The organism is Aquipseudomonas alcaligenes NBRC 14159, assembly GCF_000467105.1.
Lineage (GTDB): Bacteria > Pseudomonadota > Gammaproteobacteria > Pseudomonadales > Pseudomonadaceae > Aquipseudomonas > Aquipseudomonas alcaligenes.
This window is the reverse complement of the sequence record NZ_BATI01000013.1, coordinates 17,363-35,895: the sequence shown is the minus strand read 5'-3', so window position 1 is coordinate 35,895 and position 18,533 is coordinate 17,363. Positions and strand designations below refer to the sequence as shown.

Annotated in this window: 19 protein-coding genes and 2 tRNA genes; 15 read left to right on the top strand and 6 right to left on the bottom strand. The window is 66.0% G+C overall.

What is annotated here, in order from left to right; genetic code table 11:
- The first annotated feature begins 101 nt into the window (after positions 1-101).
- From queE to nadA, 4 genes are all read left to right on the top strand, one after another.
- Complete coding sequence (gene queE / locus PA6_RS09335; protein WP_043216493.1) at positions 102-749, top strand: 7-carboxy-7-deazaguanine synthase QueE; 648 nt, start codon at positions 102-104, stop codon at positions 747-749.
- A 1-nt stretch (position 750) separates the two neighbouring features.
- On the top strand, positions 751-1,425 hold the full coding sequence (queC, locus tag PA6_RS09330) for a 7-cyano-7-deazaguanine synthase QueC (RefSeq protein ID WP_021700657.1): 675 nt from the start codon (positions 751-753) through the stop codon (positions 1,423-1,425).
- A gap of 56 nt (positions 1,426-1,481) precedes the next feature.
- Positions 1,482-1,557 (top strand) — tRNA-Lys (locus tag PA6_RS09325).
- Positions 1,558-1,678: 121 nt separating this feature from the next.
- Positions 1,679-2,737 carry a quinolinate synthase NadA gene (gene nadA / locus PA6_RS09320; RefSeq protein WP_021700656.1) on the top strand — a complete coding sequence of 353 codons (1,059 nt, stop codon included), beginning with the start codon at positions 1,679-1,681 and terminating at the stop codon, positions 2,735-2,737.
- A gap of 198 nt (positions 2,738-2,935) precedes the next feature.
- Here the strand turns inward: nadA and PA6_RS09315 are convergent, their stop codons facing one another.
- The gene (locus PA6_RS09315) at positions 2,936-4,366 is read right to left on the bottom strand and encodes a M48 family metalloprotease (RefSeq protein WP_021700655.1); all 1,431 of its coding nucleotides are present in this window, start codon (positions 4,364-4,366) and stop codon (positions 2,936-2,938) included.
- A gap of 101 nt (positions 4,367-4,467) precedes the next feature.
- Between PA6_RS09315 and PA6_RS09310 the strand changes: the two genes are divergently transcribed.
- Positions 4,468-4,707: a sulfurtransferase TusA family protein gene (locus tag PA6_RS09310; RefSeq protein WP_021700654.1), complete on the top strand. Its 240-nt coding sequence runs from the start codon at positions 4,468-4,470 to the stop codon at positions 4,705-4,707.
- A gap of 48 nt (positions 4,708-4,755) precedes the next feature.
- On the opposite strand, the gene PA6_RS09305 is transcribed toward PA6_RS09310, so the two are convergent.
- Entirely contained in the window at positions 4,756-5,229 is a 474-nt protein-coding gene (locus PA6_RS09305; protein WP_021700653.1) for a peroxiredoxin, read from the bottom strand.
- Between the two features lie 10 nt (positions 5,230-5,239).
- A complete protein-coding gene (locus tag PA6_RS09300) occupies positions 5,240-5,797 on the bottom strand; it encodes a glycine cleavage system protein R (protein ID WP_021700652.1) in 558 nt (185 codons plus the stop codon).
- A gap of 155 nt (positions 5,798-5,952) precedes the next feature.
- On the opposite strand from PA6_RS09300, the gene dapA reads away from it, so the two are divergent.
- The 8 genes from dapA to PA6_RS09260 all read left to right on the top strand — a co-directional run bounded on the left by dapA (position 5,953) and on the right by PA6_RS09260 (position 12,946).
- Positions 5,953-6,831: a 4-hydroxy-tetrahydrodipicolinate synthase gene (dapA, locus tag PA6_RS09295; protein ID WP_021700651.1), complete on the top strand. Its 879-nt coding sequence runs from the start codon at positions 5,953-5,955 to the stop codon at positions 6,829-6,831.
- Between the two features lie 17 nt (positions 6,832-6,848).
- Positions 6,849-7,964, top strand: a complete 1,116-nt coding sequence (gene bamC, locus PA6_RS09290; RefSeq protein WP_021700650.1) for an outer membrane protein assembly factor BamC — start codon at positions 6,849-6,851, stop codon at positions 7,962-7,964.
- Between the two features lie 92 nt (positions 7,965-8,056).
- A complete protein-coding gene (locus PA6_RS09285; RefSeq protein WP_021700649.1) occupies positions 8,057-8,926 on the top strand; it encodes a phosphoribosylaminoimidazolesuccinocarboxamide synthase in 870 nt (289 codons plus the stop codon).
- A 124-nt stretch (positions 8,927-9,050) separates the two neighbouring features.
- A tRNA-Ser gene (locus tag PA6_RS09280) sits at positions 9,051-9,140 on the top strand.
- A 197-nt stretch (positions 9,141-9,337) separates the two neighbouring features.
- Positions 9,338-9,955: a molybdenum cofactor guanylyltransferase MobA gene (gene mobA / locus PA6_RS09275; protein WP_021700648.1), complete on the top strand. Its 618-nt coding sequence runs from the start codon at positions 9,338-9,340 to the stop codon at positions 9,953-9,955.
- Positions 9,939-11,123, top strand: a complete 1,185-nt coding sequence (locus PA6_RS09270; protein ID WP_043216488.1) for an NnrS family protein — start codon at positions 9,939-9,941, stop codon at positions 11,121-11,123. Before mobA ends, PA6_RS09270 begins: the two co-directional genes overlap by 17 nt.
- A 9-nt stretch (positions 11,124-11,132) precedes the next feature.
- Positions 11,133-11,573, top strand: a complete 441-nt coding sequence (locus tag PA6_RS09265; protein ID WP_021700646.1) for a CopD family copper resistance protein — start codon at positions 11,133-11,135, stop codon at positions 11,571-11,573.
- Between the two features lie 128 nt (positions 11,574-11,701).
- Positions 11,702-12,946 carry an acyl-CoA dehydrogenase family protein gene (locus PA6_RS09260; protein WP_021700645.1) on the top strand — a complete coding sequence of 415 codons (1,245 nt, stop codon included), beginning with the start codon at positions 11,702-11,704 and terminating at the stop codon, positions 12,944-12,946.
- A gap of 3 nt (positions 12,947-12,949) precedes the next feature.
- Here PA6_RS09260 and PA6_RS09255 read toward each other — a convergent pair whose 3' ends face one another.
- The 3 genes from PA6_RS09255 to ytfE all read right to left on the bottom strand — a co-directional run bounded on the left by PA6_RS09255 (position 12,950) and on the right by ytfE (position 16,358).
- Entirely contained in the window at positions 12,950-13,297 is a 348-nt protein-coding gene (locus PA6_RS09255) for a hypothetical protein (RefSeq protein WP_021700644.1), read from the bottom strand.
- Between the two features lie 105 nt (positions 13,298-13,402).
- A complete protein-coding gene (locus tag PA6_RS09250) occupies positions 13,403-15,682 on the bottom strand; it encodes a nitric-oxide reductase large subunit (protein ID WP_021700643.1) in 2,280 nt (759 codons plus the stop codon).
- A complete protein-coding gene (ytfE, locus tag PA6_RS09245; protein ID WP_021700642.1) occupies positions 15,675-16,358 on the bottom strand; it encodes an iron-sulfur cluster repair protein YtfE in 684 nt (227 codons plus the stop codon). The genes PA6_RS09250 and ytfE overlap by 8 nt, the downstream gene beginning before the upstream one ends.
- Positions 16,359-16,497: 139 nt before the next feature.
- On the opposite strand from ytfE, the gene norR reads away from it, so the two are divergent.
- Together norR and moaC are read left to right on the top strand one after the other, a co-directional pair.
- Entirely contained in the window at positions 16,498-18,027 is a 1,530-nt protein-coding gene (gene norR, locus PA6_RS09240; RefSeq protein ID WP_021700641.1) for a nitric oxide reductase transcriptional regulator NorR, read from the top strand.
- 14 nt (positions 18,028-18,041) lie between these two features.
- Positions 18,042-18,509: a cyclic pyranopterin monophosphate synthase MoaC gene (gene moaC / locus PA6_RS09235; protein WP_021700640.1), complete on the top strand. Its 468-nt coding sequence runs from the start codon at positions 18,042-18,044 to the stop codon at positions 18,507-18,509.
- Positions 18,510-18,533: the final 24 nt, after the last annotated feature.

Genomic DNA, 18,533 nt, shown 5'->3' with positions numbered 1-18,533 from the left:
GAAAGCCCGCGCTTGTCGCGGGCTTTTTCGTTACTATCGCCGCCCCGATTTACCCGCAACGGAGGCGGATGGCCTGTTTCGCCGTCACGCCCGGTGCCCTCATGCAAACAAACCTGCGTATTACCGAGATTTTCTACTCGTTGCAGGGCGAGACCAATACCAGTGGCCTGCCCACCGTATTTGTCCGCCTCACCGGCTGCCCGCTGCGCTGCCAGTACTGCGACACCGCCTATGCCTTCAGTGGTGGCGAGATCATGAGCCTGGAGGCCATCCTCGAGCGGGTAGCCGCCTTCAAGCCGCGTTATGTCTGCGTCACCGGTGGCGAACCGCTGGCGCAACCCAATTGCATCCCCTTGCTCGAACAGCTGTGTGACGCCGGCTATCGCGTGTCGCTGGAAACCAGCGGTGCCATGGATATTGCCTCTACGGATCGGCGGGTCAGCCGGGTGGTCGACCTGAAGACCCCGGGCTCGCAGGAAGTTGCACGCAACCTCTACAGCAACTTGGATGAGCTGACCGGCAACGACCAGGTGAAGGTCGTCATCTGCTCGCGCGAGGACTACGACTGGGCTGTCTCCAAGCTGATCGAGTACCGCCTTGAGCAGCGCGCCGGTGAGGTGCTGTTCTCGCCCAGCCACGGGCAGGTGGATGCTCGCGCCCTGGCCGACTGGATCGTCTCCGACAACCTGCCGGTACGCTTCCAGCTGCAGTTGCACAAGATTCTCTGGAATGACGAGCCGGGACACTGACATGACCGACAGGAAAGCCGTGGTACTGCTCTCCGGTGGCCTCGACTCCGCCACCATCCTGGCCCAGGCCAAGGCGGCGGGTTTCGCCTGCTACAGCATGAGTTTCGATTATGGCCAGCGTCACCACGCCGAGCTGCAGGCGGCCGAGCGGGTGGCGCAGCAGATGGGGGTGGTCGAGCACAAGGTGATCGGCCTCAACCTCAACGGCATCGGTGGTTCGGCCCTCACCGACAGCAGCATCGCCGTGCCCGAGGCACCGACCGAGGGTATTCCGGTCACCTATGTGCCGGCGCGCAATACCGTGTTTCTCTCCCTGGCGCTGGGCTGGGCCGAAGTGCTGGGCGCCCACGACATCTTCATCGGTGTGAATGCGGTGGATTACTCGGGGTATCCGGACTGCCGTCCGGAGTTCATCGAAGCTTTCGAGCGAGTGGCCAACCTGGCGACCCGCGAGGGGGTGGAGGGCCGAGGGTTCCGTATTCAGGCGCCGCTGCAGAATCTGTCCAAGGCGCAGATCGTGCAGATCGGTGTGCAACACGGCGTCGACTACGGCCTGACCGTGTCCTGCTACCAGGCGGACGACGACGGGCGTGCCTGCGGCAAGTGCGACAGCTGCCGCCTGCGCGCTGCGGGTTTTGCGGCTGCCGGGGTGGCCGATCCCACCCGCTACGCATAATTTTTTCTTTGGAGTGTTGATTTCCTGAATTAAATCAGTATCATGCGCTCCGCGTTGGGTCGTTAGCTCAGTCGGTAGAGCAGTTGGCTTTTAACCAATTGGTCGTAGGTTCGAATCCTACACGACCCACCATATCGCTAAAGCCAGTCGAAAGACTGGCTTTTTTTATGCCTCGAAAAAGCGGCTTGGCGGGCGGCCCAAGGCCCGGTGATATACTGCCCGCTCGCGTTTCAGCGCACTCAGGTTTGATGACATGACTCAGATTTCCGAACGCCTGCTGGTGCAGGCCCATCTTGCCGCCAAGCAGCCCAAGCCGCTGACGGTCGAGGAGGAAGCCTTCTACCGCAGCGAGATCGCCGCCGAGCTGAAGAAGCAGAATGCCGTGCTGGTGGCGCATTACTACTGCGATCCGGTGATCCAGGCTCTGGCCGAGGAAACCGGAGGTTGCGTCTCTGACTCCCTGGAGATGGCCCGTTTCGGCAACCAGCACGCGGCGCAGACCGTGGTGGTGGCTGGGGTCAAGTTCATGGGCGAGACTGCCAAGATCCTCAATCCGGAAAAGCGCGTGCTGATGCCGACTCTGGACGCCACCTGCTCGCTCGACCTGGGCTGCCCGGTGGAGGAGTTCTCGGCCTTCTGCGACCAGCACCCCGATCGCACCGTGGTGGTGTACGCCAACACCTCGGCAGCGGTAAAGGCGCGGGCCGACTGGGTGGTGACCTCCAGTTGCGCGCTGGAGATCGTCGAGAGCCTGATGGACAACGGCGAGAAGATTCTCTGGGCGCCTGATCAGCACCTGGGGCGCTACATCCAGCGCGAGACCGGTGCCGACATGCTGCTGTGGGACGGTGCCTGCATCGTTCACGAGGAGTTCAAGGCCAAGCAGCTGGAAGACATGAAGGCGCTCTATCCGGAGGCCGCCATCCTGGTGCACCCGGAGTCGCCGGAGGCGGTGATCGAACTGGCCGATGCGGTGGGTTCGACCAGTCAGCTGATCAAGGCGGCGCAGACCCTGCCGAACAAGACCTTCATCGTCGCCACCGACCGCGGCATCTTCTACAAGATGCAGCAGCTGTGCCCGGACAAGGTCTTCGTCGAGGCGCCTACCGCCGGCAACGGCGCCGCCTGCCGCAGCTGCGCGCACTGCCCGTGGATGGCCATGAATACCCTGCAGCGCACCCTGCAGTGCCTGCGTGAGGGCAGTAACGAGATCCTGGTCGATGCGGCGCTGATTCCGCGCGCGATCAAGCCGCTCAAGCGTATGCTGGACTTCACCCAGGCGGTACGGCTGAAGCTGGCTGGCAACGCCTGAGAGCCTGTCTACGATCTCTTGATCGTCGGCCATGCTGCGTTGAAATTGGGCTCGGGCTGCTCATTTACAGCTCGTAAACTCCGCGTCCTCGCCCAATTTCGCCTTGCCTGGCTCTAGCTCAAAAGCTCGTAAACAGGCTCTGCGTTACGAGCGCGCAGAAAAAAGCCCGGCGATTGCCGGGCTTTTTAATGGCCGGGTTCAGCGCATCATCTTGTCCAGCGCGCGTTTCTCTTCCATCAGCTCCTGCTGGCGGGCGTCGATGCGCGAGGCCAGGGGGAAGTTGCTGCTGGCGCGGCGCTTGGCCAGGTCGAGCTGCTCCAGTGCCTGGTCGTAGTCGCCAACCAGGGCGAAGAACTCGGCGCGGGCCTGGTGCAGGCCGATGATGTTGCGCGTCAGGCCGCGCACCTCTGCAACCTGATACCACACGTCCGGATCGTTGCTGCGTTGCTTGAGCAGCTGGTCGAGGGCGACTTCGGCTTCCTTGGTCTGGTTCTGCTTGAGCAGCAGGTCGATGCGCGCCTGCTCCAGCGGGTAGCTATCAGGATACAGGCTGCGCACCCGCTCGATACGCTGCTGGGCGTCGCTCAGTCGGTTGGCCGCGCTGTCCAGTTCGATCATGGCCAGGTTGTAGGTGAGATCGTTGGGCTTCTTGGTCAACAGGGCGTTCAGCTCGCTGCGCGCCTCGGCGAGGCGGCCGCCCTTGATGTGGGCGATGGCCAGGCCGTAGTGAGCCGCTTCCAGCCTGGGGTTGCTGTCGAGCATGGCGCGGAAGCGCTTGGCGGCGATGCCGGGGGTTTCCTCGAACATCAGCTGGGTGCGCGCCCGCATCAGCTGGTAGCCGAGGCTGTCGGAGATGCCCTGGGAGGGGTACTGCTCGGCGCGGTTGCGGGTGTCGGCGATGCGCGACTCGGTGACCGGGTGGGTGAGGAGGAATTCCGGCGGCTTGGAGTCGTAGCGATACTGGCGCATCAGGCGCTCGAACATGCTGGGCATGGCGCGCGGATCGTAGCCGGCTTTCTCCAGGTTGAGCAGGCCGATGCGGTCGGCTTCCTGTTCGTTCTGTCGGGAGAAGCGGCGCTGCTCCTGGATGGCGGCGGCCTGCGCACCCATGATGGTGGCGATACCGGCGTCTCCGGCGCCGGCAGCGGCAGCAACGATGCCGGCGAGCATGGCGGCCATCACCGGTACCTGCATGCGTTGCTGGGCCTCGACACCGCGGGCGAAGTGGCGTTGCGACAGGTGCGCCAGTTCGTGAGCCATCACCGAGGCGTATTCGCCCTCGGTCTGGGCGTGCAGCAGCAGGCCGCCGTTGACTCCGACGATGCCGCCGGGGGCGGCGAAGGCGTTGATCTGCGGGCTGTTGAGCAGGACGAATTCCAAGCGGCGGTCTTCCAGCTGGCTGGTCTCGGCCAGGCGATAGACGCTGGTTTCCACATAGTCCTTGAGCTGCGGATCGGACAGCTGATCGATCTGCCCGCGCAGGACGCTGAGCCAGGCGCGGCCAAGGCGGTGTTCCTGTTCCGGCGAGACGATCGATGAACTGGCGTCGCCCAGCGACGGCAGGTCGCTGGCGCCTGCGGGCAGTGCGAGGCAGGCCAGGGCGAGCAGGGTGGGGCGCAGAAGATTCATGCACGGGGCTCTTGGTGAAACGAGGGGCTTACTGTAGCTGCCTTGCCGCGCTGCTGGCCAGGGTTGTGCGTTATCCTTGGCGGCCTTCGAGGAGAGTGCGCATGACCGATATTCCCCCTTGTGATGCCGAGCTGGACGCCACCGGCCTGAGCTGCCCGCTGCCGCTGCTCAAGGCCAAGCTGGAGCTCAATCGCCTGGCCAGTGGTGCGGTGCTCAAGGTCACCGCCACCGACGCCGGCTCGCAGCGCGACTTTCGCGCGTTCGCCCGGCTGGCCGGGCATGAGCTGCTGCGCGAAGAAGAAGAGGGCGGGGTGTTCCGCTACTGGCTGAGAAAGGCCTGAGGCCTGCTCAGCGAAAAAGGGCCGCTGATGCGGCCCTTTTCCTGTGAGTCAGCTCTTGTTCAGTGCTTGTGCTGCAGCCAGCACTTCATCCACATGGCCCGGGACCTTGACGCCGCGCCACTCCCGACGCAGCACGCCCTGCGCGTCGATCAGGAAGGTGCTGCGGTCGATGCCCAGGTATTCCTTGCCGTACAGCTTCTTCAGCTTGATCACGTCGAACAGCTGGCAGAGCGCCTCGTCCTTGTCGCTGATCAGCTCGAAGGGGAATGCCTGCTTGCACTTGAAGTTCTCGTGAGACTTCATGCCGTCGCGCGAGACACCGAAGACCACCGTGTTGGCGGCCTGGAAGGCGGCGTGCTGGTCGCGGAAGTCCTGGCCCTCTGTGGTGCAGCCCGGGGTGCTGTCCTTGGGATAGAAGTAGATCACCACTTGCTGGCCCTTCAGAGCGCTGAGGGAGACCTGCTGGCCGCTGGTGGCGGCGGCGTTGAAGTCGGCAACCGGTTGGTCGAGGGAGACGGCCATCATTCACTCCTTACGGGTTTTGCGGGCGCCAGGGTTCGATCAGCGCGTCCAGGTTCAGGGCGTCGGCAAAGTCGAGGAACTGGTCGCGCAGCCAGCTGATCTGGGTGCCCGGTGGCAGGGTCACGGTGAGCGTTGCATTGAGCAGGGTGCCGCCGGTTTGCGGCGCCTGGTAGGTGTCACAGGTGATGTTTTCCAGCTCCACGCGGTGGTCGCTGAAGAACTGGCACAGCTCGTTGAGAATGTCCGGGCGGTAGGCGCAGCTGACGTAGGCCACGTAGGGCAGCGCGTTGGGGCGCACGTCCAGGGCGGCACTGCGGATCATGTTGACGCTGAAGGCGTGGCGCTTGGCCAGCGCCGGCAGCACGCCTTCAAGGCGGGCCAGAGCGTCCCAGCTGCCGTTGACCTGCAGCACCAGGGCGCTGTACTCGCCATGGCGAGTGAGGCGGCTACTGACCACGCCGCAGCGGTTCTCCTGGCTGGCCCGGCAGAGCACGCTGGTGAGCTCCATGGGGTTGGCGCCGAGTGCGCTGATGACGAGGAATTGTTCGCGAACCTGAGGGGTGGACATGCAGCTTTCCTGAAACGATGGGCGCTCGGCACACGCTGGCCGAACAAAGGCTGAAGGGTAGCGAAAAGCGCCGCTCAGGGGAATGCTGCGGCGGTTGTGCAACACCTGAGCCGCCAGTACCATTACGGCTCTCTTTTTCCGGCAGGAGCGGTTGCATGATTTCGGGCAGTATGGTGGCACTGGTCACGCCCATGGACGCACAAGGCGGTCTGGACTGGGACGCCCTGAGCAAACTGGTCGACTTCCACCTGCAGGAAGGCACCAACGCCATTGTTGCCGTCGGCACCACCGGCGAATCCGCGACTCTGGATGTCCACGAGCACGTGGAAGTCATCCGCCGCGTGGTCGACCAGGTGGCCGGGCGCATCCCGGTGATCGCCGGTACCGGCGCCAACAGCACCCGCGAAGCCGTCGAGCTGACCCAGAACGCCAAGAGCGTGGGCGCCGATGCCTGCCTGCTGGTCACCCCCTACTACAACAAGCCGACTCAGGAAGGCCTGTACCAGCACTTCCGTCACATCGCCGAAAATGTGGCCATCCCGCAGATTCTCTACAACGTGCCGGGCCGTACCGCCTGCGACATGCTGCCGGAAACCGTCGAGCGCCTGTCCAAGGTTGCCAACATCATCGGTATCAAGGAAGCCACTGGCGACCTGCAGCGCGCTCAGGACATTCTCAGTCGCGTGAGTTCCGACTTCCTGGTCTACTCCGGCGACGATGCCACCGCCGTCGAGCTGATGCTGATGGGCGGCAAGGGCAATATCTCGGTGACGGCCAACGTCGCCCCGCGTGCCATGGCCGAGCTGTGCGCCGCCGCGATGCGCGGTGATGCCGCCACCGCGCGGGCGATCAACGAGCGCCTGATGCCGCTGCACAAGAATCTGTTCATCGAATCGAACCCGATTCCGGTGAAGTGGGCCCTGCATGAGATGGGACTGATGCAGGACGGCATCCGCCTGCCGCTGACCTGGCTCAGCCCGCGTTGTCACGAACCGCTGCGGCAGGCCATGCGCCAGTCCGGCGTCCTGGCTTAATCGAGGAATACTTGCGCATGAAGCGACTGGCTGGACTCTCCACCCTTGCCCTGATCATCTCCAGTACCAGCGGCTGCGGCTGGCTGTGGGGCGACGAAGGTTACTTCCGTGACCGCTCCACCGACTATCTGGACGCGCGCCAGACCGCGCCGATGCAGATGCCGGCCAATGTCGACGCCAAGCGCATCGATCCGCTGTTGCCGGTGCCGGCACACGTGGCGACCAGCTCCGAGACGCCTCAGAGCTTCGAGGTACCGCGTCCGCAGGCACTCGGTGCCGCGGCCGAGTCCAACGAATTCAGCCTGCAGAAGAGCGGCGACTCGCGTTGGCTGGTGGCGCAACGTACGCCGGCGGAAGTCTGGCCGGTAGCGCGTTCCTACTTCGAGAACAACGGCTTCCGCATCGCCGAGGAGCGTCCGCAGACCGGTGAGTTCATCACCGAGTGGCAGGGCGCGCAGGACCTGGCGCCGTCCATGGGCCGCCGTGTCGGCAGCCTGATGAGCGACACCGATAACCAGGTGCGGGTGCGCGTGCGCATCGAACCGGGCGTGGTGCGCAACACCAGCGAAGTCTTCGTGGTCAGTGCCGAGCGTGAAGAAGGCAGCAGCGCCGACGTGGGCTTCCCGGCTCGCAGCGGTAACGCCAGCCTGGAAGCTTCGCTGCTCGACGGCATGCTCGCCGACCTGGGCAGCACTGCCGAGCACGGTTCGGTCTCCCTGCTGGCGGCGCGCAGCTATGACGCGCCCAGCCGCGTGAGCCTGACCCAGGATGGCGCCGGCAACCCGGTACTCAACCTCAGCACCGACTTCGACCGTGCCTGGTCCAGCGTGGGTCGTGCCTTGGAACTGGGGGATGTGCGCGTCGACGACATCAACCGCAGCCTCGGCGTGTACTACGTCAACCTGGCCGAGGGCGCGAAGAAGCCCGAGGAGAAGAAGGGCTTCATCAGCGGCCTGTTCGGCAGCGAGCCGACCAAGGAAGAGATCGATGCGCGCGCCGAGCGTTATCAGGTACGCCTGACCCGCAACGCCGGCGGCGACGTGCAGGTCACCGTGGAGAAGGACATCAACACCGTGGCCCCGGAAGACGTGGCCCGCCGTGTACTGACCCTGATCCAGGAAAACCTCGGCTGATCCGCTCCGGCCGCGGCCGGAGCCACAGCGAACCGATAGGCGAAACCCTCAGGGTTTCGCCTGTTTCGTTTTGAACCAGGCGGAAAATCGACATGACCACACCTACTACCCTCAGCCTGAAGAAGATCTACTCCGGCAAGGTCCGCGACCTCTACGAAATCGATGAAAAGCGCATGCTGATGGTCGCCAGCGACCGCCTGTCGGCCTTCGACGTGATTCTCGAGGAGCCGATTCCGGAGAAGGGCAAGATCCTCACCGCCATCTCCAATTTCTGGTTCGACAAGCTCAAGGACCTGGTGCCCAACCACTTCACCGGCGACCAGGTCGAAGACGTGGTGCCGGCCGCCGAACTGCCGTTGGTCGAGGGCCGCGCGGTGGTGGCCAAGCGCCTCAAGCCGGTCGCGGTGGAGGCCATCGTGCGCGGCTACATCGTCGGTTCCGGCTGGAAGGAATACCAGAAGAGCGGCACCGTCTGCGGCATCCAGCTGCCGGCCGGGCTGAAGGAAGCGGCCAAGCTGCCGCAGCCGATCTTCACCCCGTCGACCAAGGCCGCCGTCGGCGACCACGACGAGAACATCAGCTTCGCGCAGTGCGAGGCCATCATCGGCGCCGAGCTGGCGGCCAAGGTGCGTGACACCGCCATCGCCCTGTACAGCGCGGCGGTCGAGTACGCGGCCACCCGCGGCATCATCATCGCCGACACCAAGTTCGAATTCGGTCTGGACGAAGACGGCACCCTGACCTTGATGGATGAGGCGCTGACCCCCGACTCCAGCCGCTTCTGGCCGGCCGACAGCTACGCCGAAGGCAGCAACCCGCCCAGCTTCGACAAGCAGTTCGTGCGCGACTGGCTGGAATCCACCGGCTGGAACAAGCAGCCGCCAGCACCGGCCGTGCCTGCCGATGTCGCGCAGAAGACCGCCGACAAGTACCGCGAGGCACTGACCCGCCTGACCCAGTGACATCTGTCTGGACGAACGAAGGGAGCTGCGGCTCCCTTTTTTCATCCCGGCGGCGCAAGCGCCTGATCAGCCAAGAAAAATTGCTGGACTAAAGGCGCTCAGCTGGTATCATGCGCACCGCTTTGGGAAGATGCCGGAGTGGTCGAACGGGACGGATTCGAAATCCGTTGTGTCAGCAATGGCACCTAGGGTTCAAATCCCTATCTTCCCGCCATTCATAGAAGAGCCCCGTAACTCGTCGAGTTACGGGGCTTTTTGTTTGGGCTTTGTCATGGGTATCCGTCCGCTGGAGCCCGCGTTGCCGGCGGATAGCGCGGAATACGTCAATCCCCGCCACTTTCTTGATTTTGGTCATGCAGCGTGATGCTGCAGGGGCCAGCATGGCCTCAAGGGTTTCATCGAGAGGCGCAGATGCGAGAGTGGTGTTCGGGGCTGGTGTTGAGTGGCGGGCGTGGCTCGCGCATGGGCGGGGCGGATAAGGGGCTGGTGCATTGGGGCGGCAGGCCGATGGTCGAGTGGGTCTGCCGGCAGATGCGGCCGCTGGTCGCTGAGCTGGCGATTTCCTGCAATCGCAACGCGGCGATCCATGCCTCGTTCTGTGACCGTACCCTGAGTGACGCGCACACCGACTATCCGGGGCCGCTGGCCGGTATCCTGGCTGGGCTGCGCTCCCTGCGCGGTACCCATCTGCTGGTCGCGCCCTGTGACCTGCCGGCGATCGATCTGGCCTTGCTGGACGAGCTGCAGCAACTAGCATTTGCCAATCCCGAGCGGATTGCCGTGGTGCGGCAGGGCGACAGGCTGCAGCCGCTCCTCTGCGTGCTGCCGCGAGCTCTGCTGGCGGCGGTCGAGTCCGCCTGGGCCGCTGGCGAGCGTAGCCCGAACCGTCTTTGGCTGCGCCTGGGCACCTGCGAGCTGGCCTGCGGGGAAGATGATCCGCGCCTGCTCAACTTCAATTGTCCCGAGGTGCTGCTGGCGGCCCGCCAGTCGGCTCAGGGTGTGTGGGGAAGTTATGTTGATCATCGATAAGCGCAAGGCCATGGCCGTTGCGCCGATTTTGCGCCTGGGTTTCCGGCCGTTCTTTCTGCTCGGCGCGGTGCTGGCCGCCTTGGCCATTCCGGTGTGGATCGCCGCCCTGCAGGGCTGGGCGTTGCCGGCGCCCGTGGGTGGCTGGCTGGCCTGGCACCGGCATGAGCTGGTGTTCGGTTTTGCCGGCGCCATCATCGCCGGCTTCCTGCTCACGGCGGTGCAGACCTGGACCGGTCGGCCGAGCCTTTCCGGGCGGCCGCTGGCTCTGCTGGTCGGACTCTGGCTGCTAGGGCGGCTGAGCTGGTGGCTGCCCTCGGCTTGGCCCCTGTTGCTGTTCAACCTGGCGTTTCTGCTCGCGGTGGCTGGGGTCATGGCACGGCTGCTATGGGCCGTGCGGCAGCGGCGCAACTATCCCATCGTGTTGGTGCTGGTGCTGCTGGCCTTGGTCGACCTGCTGAATCTGCTCGGCGTGCTGCTGCAGCACGACGCTTGGCAGCGCCAGGGCAGCCACGCGGCGCTCTGGCTGGTGGCGGCGATGATGACGCTGATCGGCGGGCGGGTGATTCCCTTCTTCACCCAGCGCGGCCTCGGTCGGCTGGAGATGGTGCAACCCTGGGCCTGGCTGGATCTGGCGCTGCTGGTGGGTACGCTGCTGTTGGCACTGCTGACCGGCGCAGGGCTGCTGCTGCAGCCGCACTGGGGCTGCGCGGTGCTGCTACTGGGCCTGGGCCTGGGGCATGGCATTCGCCTGCTGCGCTGGTTCGATCGTGGCCTGTTGCGAGTGCCCTTGCTGTGGTCACTGCACCTGGCCTATGCCTGGATGGTGCTGGCCTGCCTGGGCCTGGCGCTCTGGCATGCCGGTGTGGCGCTACCCTTCAGCCAGGCGCTGCATGCGCTGACGGTAGGGGCCATGGCCGGGCTGATCCTGGCCATGCTGGCGCGGGTTTCGCTGGGCCATACCGGCCGGCCGCTGGAGTTGCCACGCGGTTTCGCCGTCGCCTTCGTGTTGCTCAACCTGGCGGCGCTGCTGCGGGTGCTGGGCGTCTCCTTCGCCCACCAGCCGGCGCTGTGGCTAGCGGCGCTGGCCTGGGGGCTGGCCTTCGCGCAGTTTCTCTACTGCTACGGCCCCATGCTCTGTCGTACGCGTGCCGATGGCCATCCAGGCTAGGGAGACAGCATGCTCTATCTGTTGCTCAAGTTCGTTCATCTGACTGCAGCAGCCTGCTTCATCGGCGGGGTGTTCTTCGAGGTTATGATCCTCAGCCGCGCCGCCAGGCAGCTGGACGAGGCGCCCCGCGCGCAGTTATCCAGGGCGCTCGGGCAGCGCGCCCGCCAGGTCATGCACTGGGTGGTGCTGGCGCTCTACGGCGCGGGCGTCGGCCTGGCCTGGCATTACCGTGCCGCGCTCGCGCAACCCTTCGCCAGCAGCTTCGGCACCTTGCTGACATTGAAGATCTGCCTGGCGCTGAGCATCCTCGGGCACTTCATCTTGGTGGTCTTGCTGATGCGCAGCGGACGCATGACACCCGCGCGCTCGCGGCTGATCCACCTCAGCGTGCTGGTGCAGATGCTCGTCATCCTGTTCCTGGCCAAGGCGATGTTCCTGCTCAGCTGGTGAGTGCCGGCGATGATCCTGATCAAGAAGCGATGAGCTTGATACAGCGTCATCCGTACCATCCAGCTTGCTTCTGCTGCGCGGCGCTCACGCCTAGCCTGGCTGCCATTACCCAGTAAGAGGATGGCGTCATGGATTTTGCCTTCAGCCCCAGAGTGGAAGCGCTGCGTCGGCAGCTGCAGGATTTCATGGACGCCCACGTGGTGCCGCGCCATGCCCAGTGGCTGGCGGAGGCGCGAGGCGGCGGCCTGCCGGTTTCCTTCATGGCCGACCTCAAGGCCCTGGCGCACAGCGAGGGACTGTGGAACCTGTTCCTGCCCGACCTGCGCGATGACGAACCGGGCACCCGCCTGAGCAACCTCGAGTACGCGCCCCTGGCGGAAATCATGGGGCGCATTCCCTGGGCCAGCGAGGTGTTCAACTGCAGCGCGCCGGATACCGGCAACATGGAGCTGCTGCACCTGTTCGCCAGCCCCGCGCAGCGCCAGCGCTGGCTACTGCCGTTGCTGGCTGGCGAGATCCGCTCGGCCTTCGCCATGAGCGAGCCGGATGTGGCCAGCGCCGATGCGAGCAATGTGCAGACGTTGATCCGTCGTGACGGCGAGCACTACGTGCTGAACGGGCGCAAGTGGTTCATCAGCAACGCCTGCCATCCGCAGTGCCGCCTGCTGATCGTGATGGGCAAGAGCGCTCCCGACGCCGATCCGCATCGCCAGCAGAGCCTGTTGCTGGTGCCCTTCGATACGCCCGGGGTGCAGGTGCTGCGCAATATCCCGGTGCTCAACCATGTGTCGGCCGAAGGCCATGCCGAGATCCTCCTGCGCGAGGTGCGGGTACCCCGTGATCACCTGCTCGGCGCGGAGGGCGACGGTTTCATGATGGCGCAGGCGCGCCTGGGACCGGGGCGCGTGCACCACTGCATGCGCGCCATCGGCATGGCCGAACTGGCCTTGCAGCTGCTGCTGGAGCGCTGCCAGGAGCGCCGCGTCTTCGGCCGCTATCTGGCGCAGTACGCCAATATCGGCGACTGGATCGGCGAGTCGCGGCTGGATATCGAGCAGGCGCGCCTGCTGGTGCTCAAGACCGCCTGGATGCTGGATACGGTGGGTGCCAGGGCGGCGCGCCGGGAGATCGCCATGATCAAGGCGCAGGTGCCGCGCATGCTATGCCGGGTGGTCGACCGCGCGATGCAGGTGTTTGGCGCCATGGGCCTGAGCCCGGATACGCCACTCGCGGACTTCTACACCCAGGGCCGCGCGTTACGCTTCGCCGACGGCCCCGATGAAGTGCACCTGCGCAGTCTGGCGCGCTGGGAGCTGGAGGCCAGCGCCCGGCAGCGTGGACAGACGGTCGCCTATCTCACGCCACCCGGGTGAGGCTCAGAACGGCAGGTCGTGGCCGAAGGGTTGCAGGTGGGCCAGCAGCAGGAACAGCGAGACCAGCACGGCGTTGATCGACCAGGCCACGGTCAGGAAGCGCGCGATCTCGCCGTAGATCGGCTCACGCACGTTGCCGGCGTTGCGCCAGACCGCGTTCAGCACCCAGGCGGTGTAGCCGATGAAGGCCGTCAGCAGCAGGGCCAGCGTCACGCTGTCGAGTTGCTGGTAGAACAGCAGGATGCCGCCGAACAGCAGGTGGCTGAGCAGTACGCCCTGCAACCAGAACACCTTCCATAGCGGGCTGCTGCCGGGGGTGTCGAGGCGGGAGAGAAGTTTTTCTGTGTGCATGGTGCGACTCCTTGAGGGAAACGTCATGTTCCAATCTAGACGAGGGCAACAATGACTCGACCCGCATCACGCGGGTCGAGCCTAGCCATTACACATCCAGAGTAGTCAACTAACCGATCGGGCACCTCCTTGCGCGCGCTGCGGCACGCTCCTGGGCGCGGGGGAGAAGAAACCGATGACCACCTGCCAGGCCATGGCCAGGGCGCCGATGATGAACACCACGTCGCCGAAGGTGCGTACCCAGCGCAGGGTCTGCAGCAGGTCCTGCTGCATGAAGGCCTCGCTGCGGGCGTACCACAGGCCCTGGCTGACGCTGGCGTGGAACTGGATGATGCCGATCGGCAGCAGGCTGGTGGCGATCATCAGCACCAGGCCGGCGTTGAGCCACCAGAAGGCGACCTTCATCAGCCCCTCGTTGAACTGCAGCTGCGGACGGATGTAGCGCAGCACCAGCAGGGTGAAGCCCAGGGCGAGGAAACCGTAGACCCCGAACAGCGCGGCATGCGCGTGCACCGGCGTGGTGTTGAGGCCCTGCACGTAGTACAGCGAGATCGGCGGGTTGATCATGAAGCCGAACACCCCGGCGCCGAGCATGTTCCAGAAGGCCACGGCGACGAAGCACATCAGCGGCCACTTGACCCGTTCCATCCAGGCCGCGCGGCTCTTCAGGCGCCAGTTCTCCCAGGCCTCGTAGCCGAGCACGATCAGCGGCACCACTTCCAGGGCGCTGAAGGTGGCGCCCACCGCCATCACCGGCGTGGTGGTGCCGGCGAAGTACAGGTGGTGGAAGGTGCCGGGCACGCCGCCAAGCATGAACAGCGAGGCCGAGGCCAGGCTGGCAGTGGTGGCCATGCGTTTGGACACCAGGCCCATGCTGGAGAAGATGAAGGCCAGCGCAGTGGTGGCGAACACCTCGAAGAAGCCTTCCACCCACAGGTGCACCACCCACCAGCGCCAGTACTCCATCACCGACAGGTGGGTGCGCTCGCCGTAGGCGAAGCCTGCGCCGTAGAACAGGCCGATGGCGATCACCGAGGCCGACAGCAGGGCCAGCAGGTTCTTGTCGCCGGGTTGGCGGAAGGCCGGCAGGATGCCGCGCAGCATCAGCAGCAGCCAGAAGGCCACGCCGGCGAACTTGCCGATCTGCCACAGGCGACCGAGGTCGACGTACTCATAGCCCTGGTGGCCGAGCCAGAAGTTCCACTCGGCCGGCATGATCTGGGCGATGGCCAGGTAATTGCCGACGAAGGAGCCGAGCACCACGACCACCAGCGCCCAGAACAGTACATCGACGCCGAGCTTCTGCAGTTTCGGGTCCTTGCCGCCATTGATGATCGGCGCCAGGAACAGGCCGGCGGTGAGGAAACCGCTGGCGATCCAGAACAGCGCGCTCTGGATGTGCCAGGTGCGCAGCAGCGAGTAGGGGAACCACTGCGACAGCGGGAAGCCGTAGAAGTCCTGGCCCTCCACCGTGTAGTGGGCGGTGGCGCCGCCGAGCAGCACCTGGAAGCTGAACAACCCGACCACCAGCAGCAGGTACTTGCCCAGCGCCTTCTGCGAGGGCGTCAGCGCCACCAGGCTGAGCGGGTCCTGAGCCGGCGCGACGGGTTCGTCCTCCTCGTGATCGCGCAGGAAGGCCCAGGCCCAGACCAGGAAGCCGATGCCGGCGATCAGCAGGATCACGCTGGCGATCGACCACATCAGGTTCTCCGCGGTCGGCTGGTTGCCGATCAGTGGCTCGTGCGGCCAGTTGTTGCTGTAGGTCGCCTCCTGCCCCGGGCGCTCGGTGGCGGCCACCCAGGCGGTCCAGAAGAAGAAGCGGGTCAGCTGTTCGCGCCGGGTGGCGTCGGGCAGGGTGTTCTCCTTCATGGCGAAGCTCTTGCGGCTGCCCTGCAGCGCCGGATCGTTGCCGAACAGCGCGTCGTAGTAGGCGGCAGTCTGCGCCATGGCGTTGATGCGACGCTCGCTGAGCACCAGCCGCTCGCCCTGTACCTGGTTACCGCGGTATTCGCGCTTGAGCTGCTGGCGCAGCAGCGCCTGGTGATCCTCGTCCACCTCGGCGTAGGGCTTGCCATAGGCCTGCTGCGCGGCCAGGTCGAGCCAGGCGCTCAGCTCGCGGTGCAGCCAGTCGGCGGTCCAGTCCGGCGCCTGGTAGGCGCCATGGCCCCAGATGGAACCGAGCTGCATGCCGCCCACGCTCTGCCAGGCGGTCTGGCCGTCGAGGATGTCTTCAGCGGTGAACAGCGTGGCGCCGTCGGCGCTGACCACCTGCGCGGGGATGGGCGGCGCCTGGCGATACACCTCGCGCCCGAACCAGCCGAGCACGCAGAAGGTCACGCCAAGTACGGCGATCAGCGCCCACCAGAGTTTGCGGTACTCACCCATGTTGCACCTCCTCGCCGAGGGCGCGCGGGAACAGCAGGTTGTTCTCCAGGTGGATGTGCTGCATCAGGTCCAGGCGCAGCTCGTCCAGGCCGCGGTACAGCGCGCGCCAGGTATTGCAGGCGTTGGCCGGCGGCTGCATGTCGTCGGTCAGCTCGACGATGCGCTCCAGCGCGTCGCCGTGCTGGTCGTGCTCGTAGCGCATCACCGAGATGGGCCCGCCGACCATCACCCCGGCGCCGCGCTGGATCATCGGGAAGAGAATCTGCTCCTCCTTCTGCATGTGGCTTTCCAGTTCCTGCTGCATGTCGATCAGCAGTTCGGTCAGGCCCAGCGGGCAATGCTCGCGGCCGCCATGCACCTGCTCGACCCGCGCGGCGAGGCGGATCAGCTCGGGCAGCTGCGCGCGGTGGACTTCGTGATAGCGCTGCAGGATGTGCTCGATCAGGCGCTCCGCCGGCACCTTGCGCCAGTCCGCGTCCAGGGCGTCCTCGCCGCTCAGCGAGAGCAGACGCTGCTGCACCTGCTCGGCATTGATGCCGCGCTCCAGGGCTGCCTGGCGCAGGCTCTTCTGGCCGCCGCAGCAGAAGTCGAGATGGAATTCGTGAAACACCCGGGTGGCGCCGGGCACGTTGCAGGCGATGCTGCCCAGGGTGCTGTCGAGCAGTTGCATGGTCATGGAGGGGATCCTTTCAGGCATGTTGGTCTGCCTGCTCCATCGCAAGGGCCGTGCCGGGTTTTCGCTTGACGAAAATCAAGGGCTTGCGCGCTGCTCGGGTCTAATCTACCTGGCAAATGTCAGGTACTGGATACCCGAAATGGTAGATTTCACCCCCTTGCAGAACGCCCTGCTCGCCGACCTGGCCGGGGAGTTGCCCGCCGCCATCCGCCTGCAGCGCCTGGTGGCCAGCCTGCGCGAAATCTTTGCCTGCAGCGCCGTGGTGCTGCTGCGTCTGGATGGCGAGAGCCTGCGCCCGCAGGCGGCGGTGGGGCTGGCCCACGAGACGCTGGGGCGCAGCTTCGTGATCGCCAGGCATCCGCGCCTGGCGCAGATCATGGCGCAGCGCGAGCCGTTGCAGTTCGCCGCCCACAGCGAGCTGCCCGACCCCTACGACGGCCTGCTGCAGGACAGCCCCGACGAGCCGCTGCCGGTGCACGACTGCATGGGCATGAGCCTGTACCTCGACGGCCGCCTGTGGGGCGCGGTGACCCTGGACGCGCTGCGCCCCGGCAGCTTCGATCGCGGCGCGACCCAGCGTCTGCAGCGCTATGCCCTGCTGATCGAGGCGGCCCTGCGCGTCTGTCGCCTCGAAGGCGAGGTACGCAGCCTGCGCCTGGCCCGGCGCGAGGAAGGCGAGGGCGGCGACGAGACGGGCGGCATGATCCTCGGCGAGAGCCCGGTGCTGCGCCAGCTGCTCGACGAGCTGGGCGTGGTGGCGGACTCCGAGCTGCCGGTGCTGCTGCAGGGCGAAACCGGGGTCGGCAAGGAGCTGTTCGCCCGCTGGCTGCATGGCCGCTCGCCGCGCGCGCGCAAGCCGCTGGTCTACGTCAACTGTGCGGCGCTGCCGGAAACCCTGGCCGAGAGCGAGCTGTTCGGCCATGTGAAGGGCGCCTTCTCCGGCGCCGCCCAGGACCGTCCCGGACGCTTCGAGGCGGCCAACGGCGGCACCCTGTTCCTCGACGAGATCGGCGAGCTGCCGCTGTCGATCCAGGCCAAGCTGCTGCGCGCCCTGCAGAACGGCGAGATCCAGCGGCTGGGCGCCGATCGCCCACGGCATGTCGACGTGCGGGTGATCGCCGCGACCAACCGGCGCTTGCACGAGGAAGTGCGCGAGGGGCGTTTCCGCGCCGACCTCTACCATCGCCTGTCGGTCTACCCGGTGCATATCCCGCCGCTGCGCGAGCGCGGGCGTGACGTGCTGGTGCTGGCCGGGCATTTTCTCGAACTCAACCGCGCGCGCCTCGGCCTGCGTTGCCTGCGCCTGTCCGCCGATGCCGAGCGCGCCCTGCTGGCCTACGCCTGGCCGGGCAATGTGCGCGAGCTGGAACATGTGATCAGCCGCGCCGCGCTCAAGGTGCTCAGCCAGGCCGAGTCGCGTACCGCGCTGCTCAGCATCGAGGCGCCCTGGCTGGGGCTGGATGGCTCGGCCCCGGTGACGGCCAGCGCCCCGGCGGCGTTGCCGCTGGCATCCAGCGAGAGCCTGCAGCAGGCCATGGACCGTTATCAGCGCGAATTGATCCAGAACGCTCTGGCCCAGCATGGCGGCAAGTGGGCCGCCGCCGCCCGCGCGCTGGCCATCGACCCGAGCAACCTGCGCAAGCTGGCGCGCCGGCTCAACCTGATCTGACCCCGGAGAAACCTATGCTGACCCATCTCGATGCCCAAGGCCGCGCCAACATGGTGGATGTCACCGATAAGACGATGACCTGCCGCGAAGCCCTGGCCGAAGCGCGCGTGCGCATGCTGCCGGCGACCCTGGCGATGATCGCCGACGGTCGCCACCCCAAGGGCGATGTATTTGCCGTGGCGCGCATCGCCGGCATCCAGGCGGCGAAGAAGACCTCCGATCTCATCCCGCTGTGCCACCCGCTGCTGCTCACCAGCGTCAAGGTCGAGCTGGAGGCCGAGGGTATCGACTGCGTGCGCATCGTCGCGCGCTGCAAGCTGGCCGGGCAGACCGGCGTGGAGATGGAGGCGCTGACCGCCGCCAGCGTTGCCGCGTTGACCATCTACGACATGTGCAAGGCGGTGGACCGCGGCATGTGCATCGAGGCCGTGCGCCTGCTGGAGAAGAGCGGCGGCGCCTCGGGCACTTACCGGGCGCCTTGATCAAACGCAAGGTGGGCGCCGGGG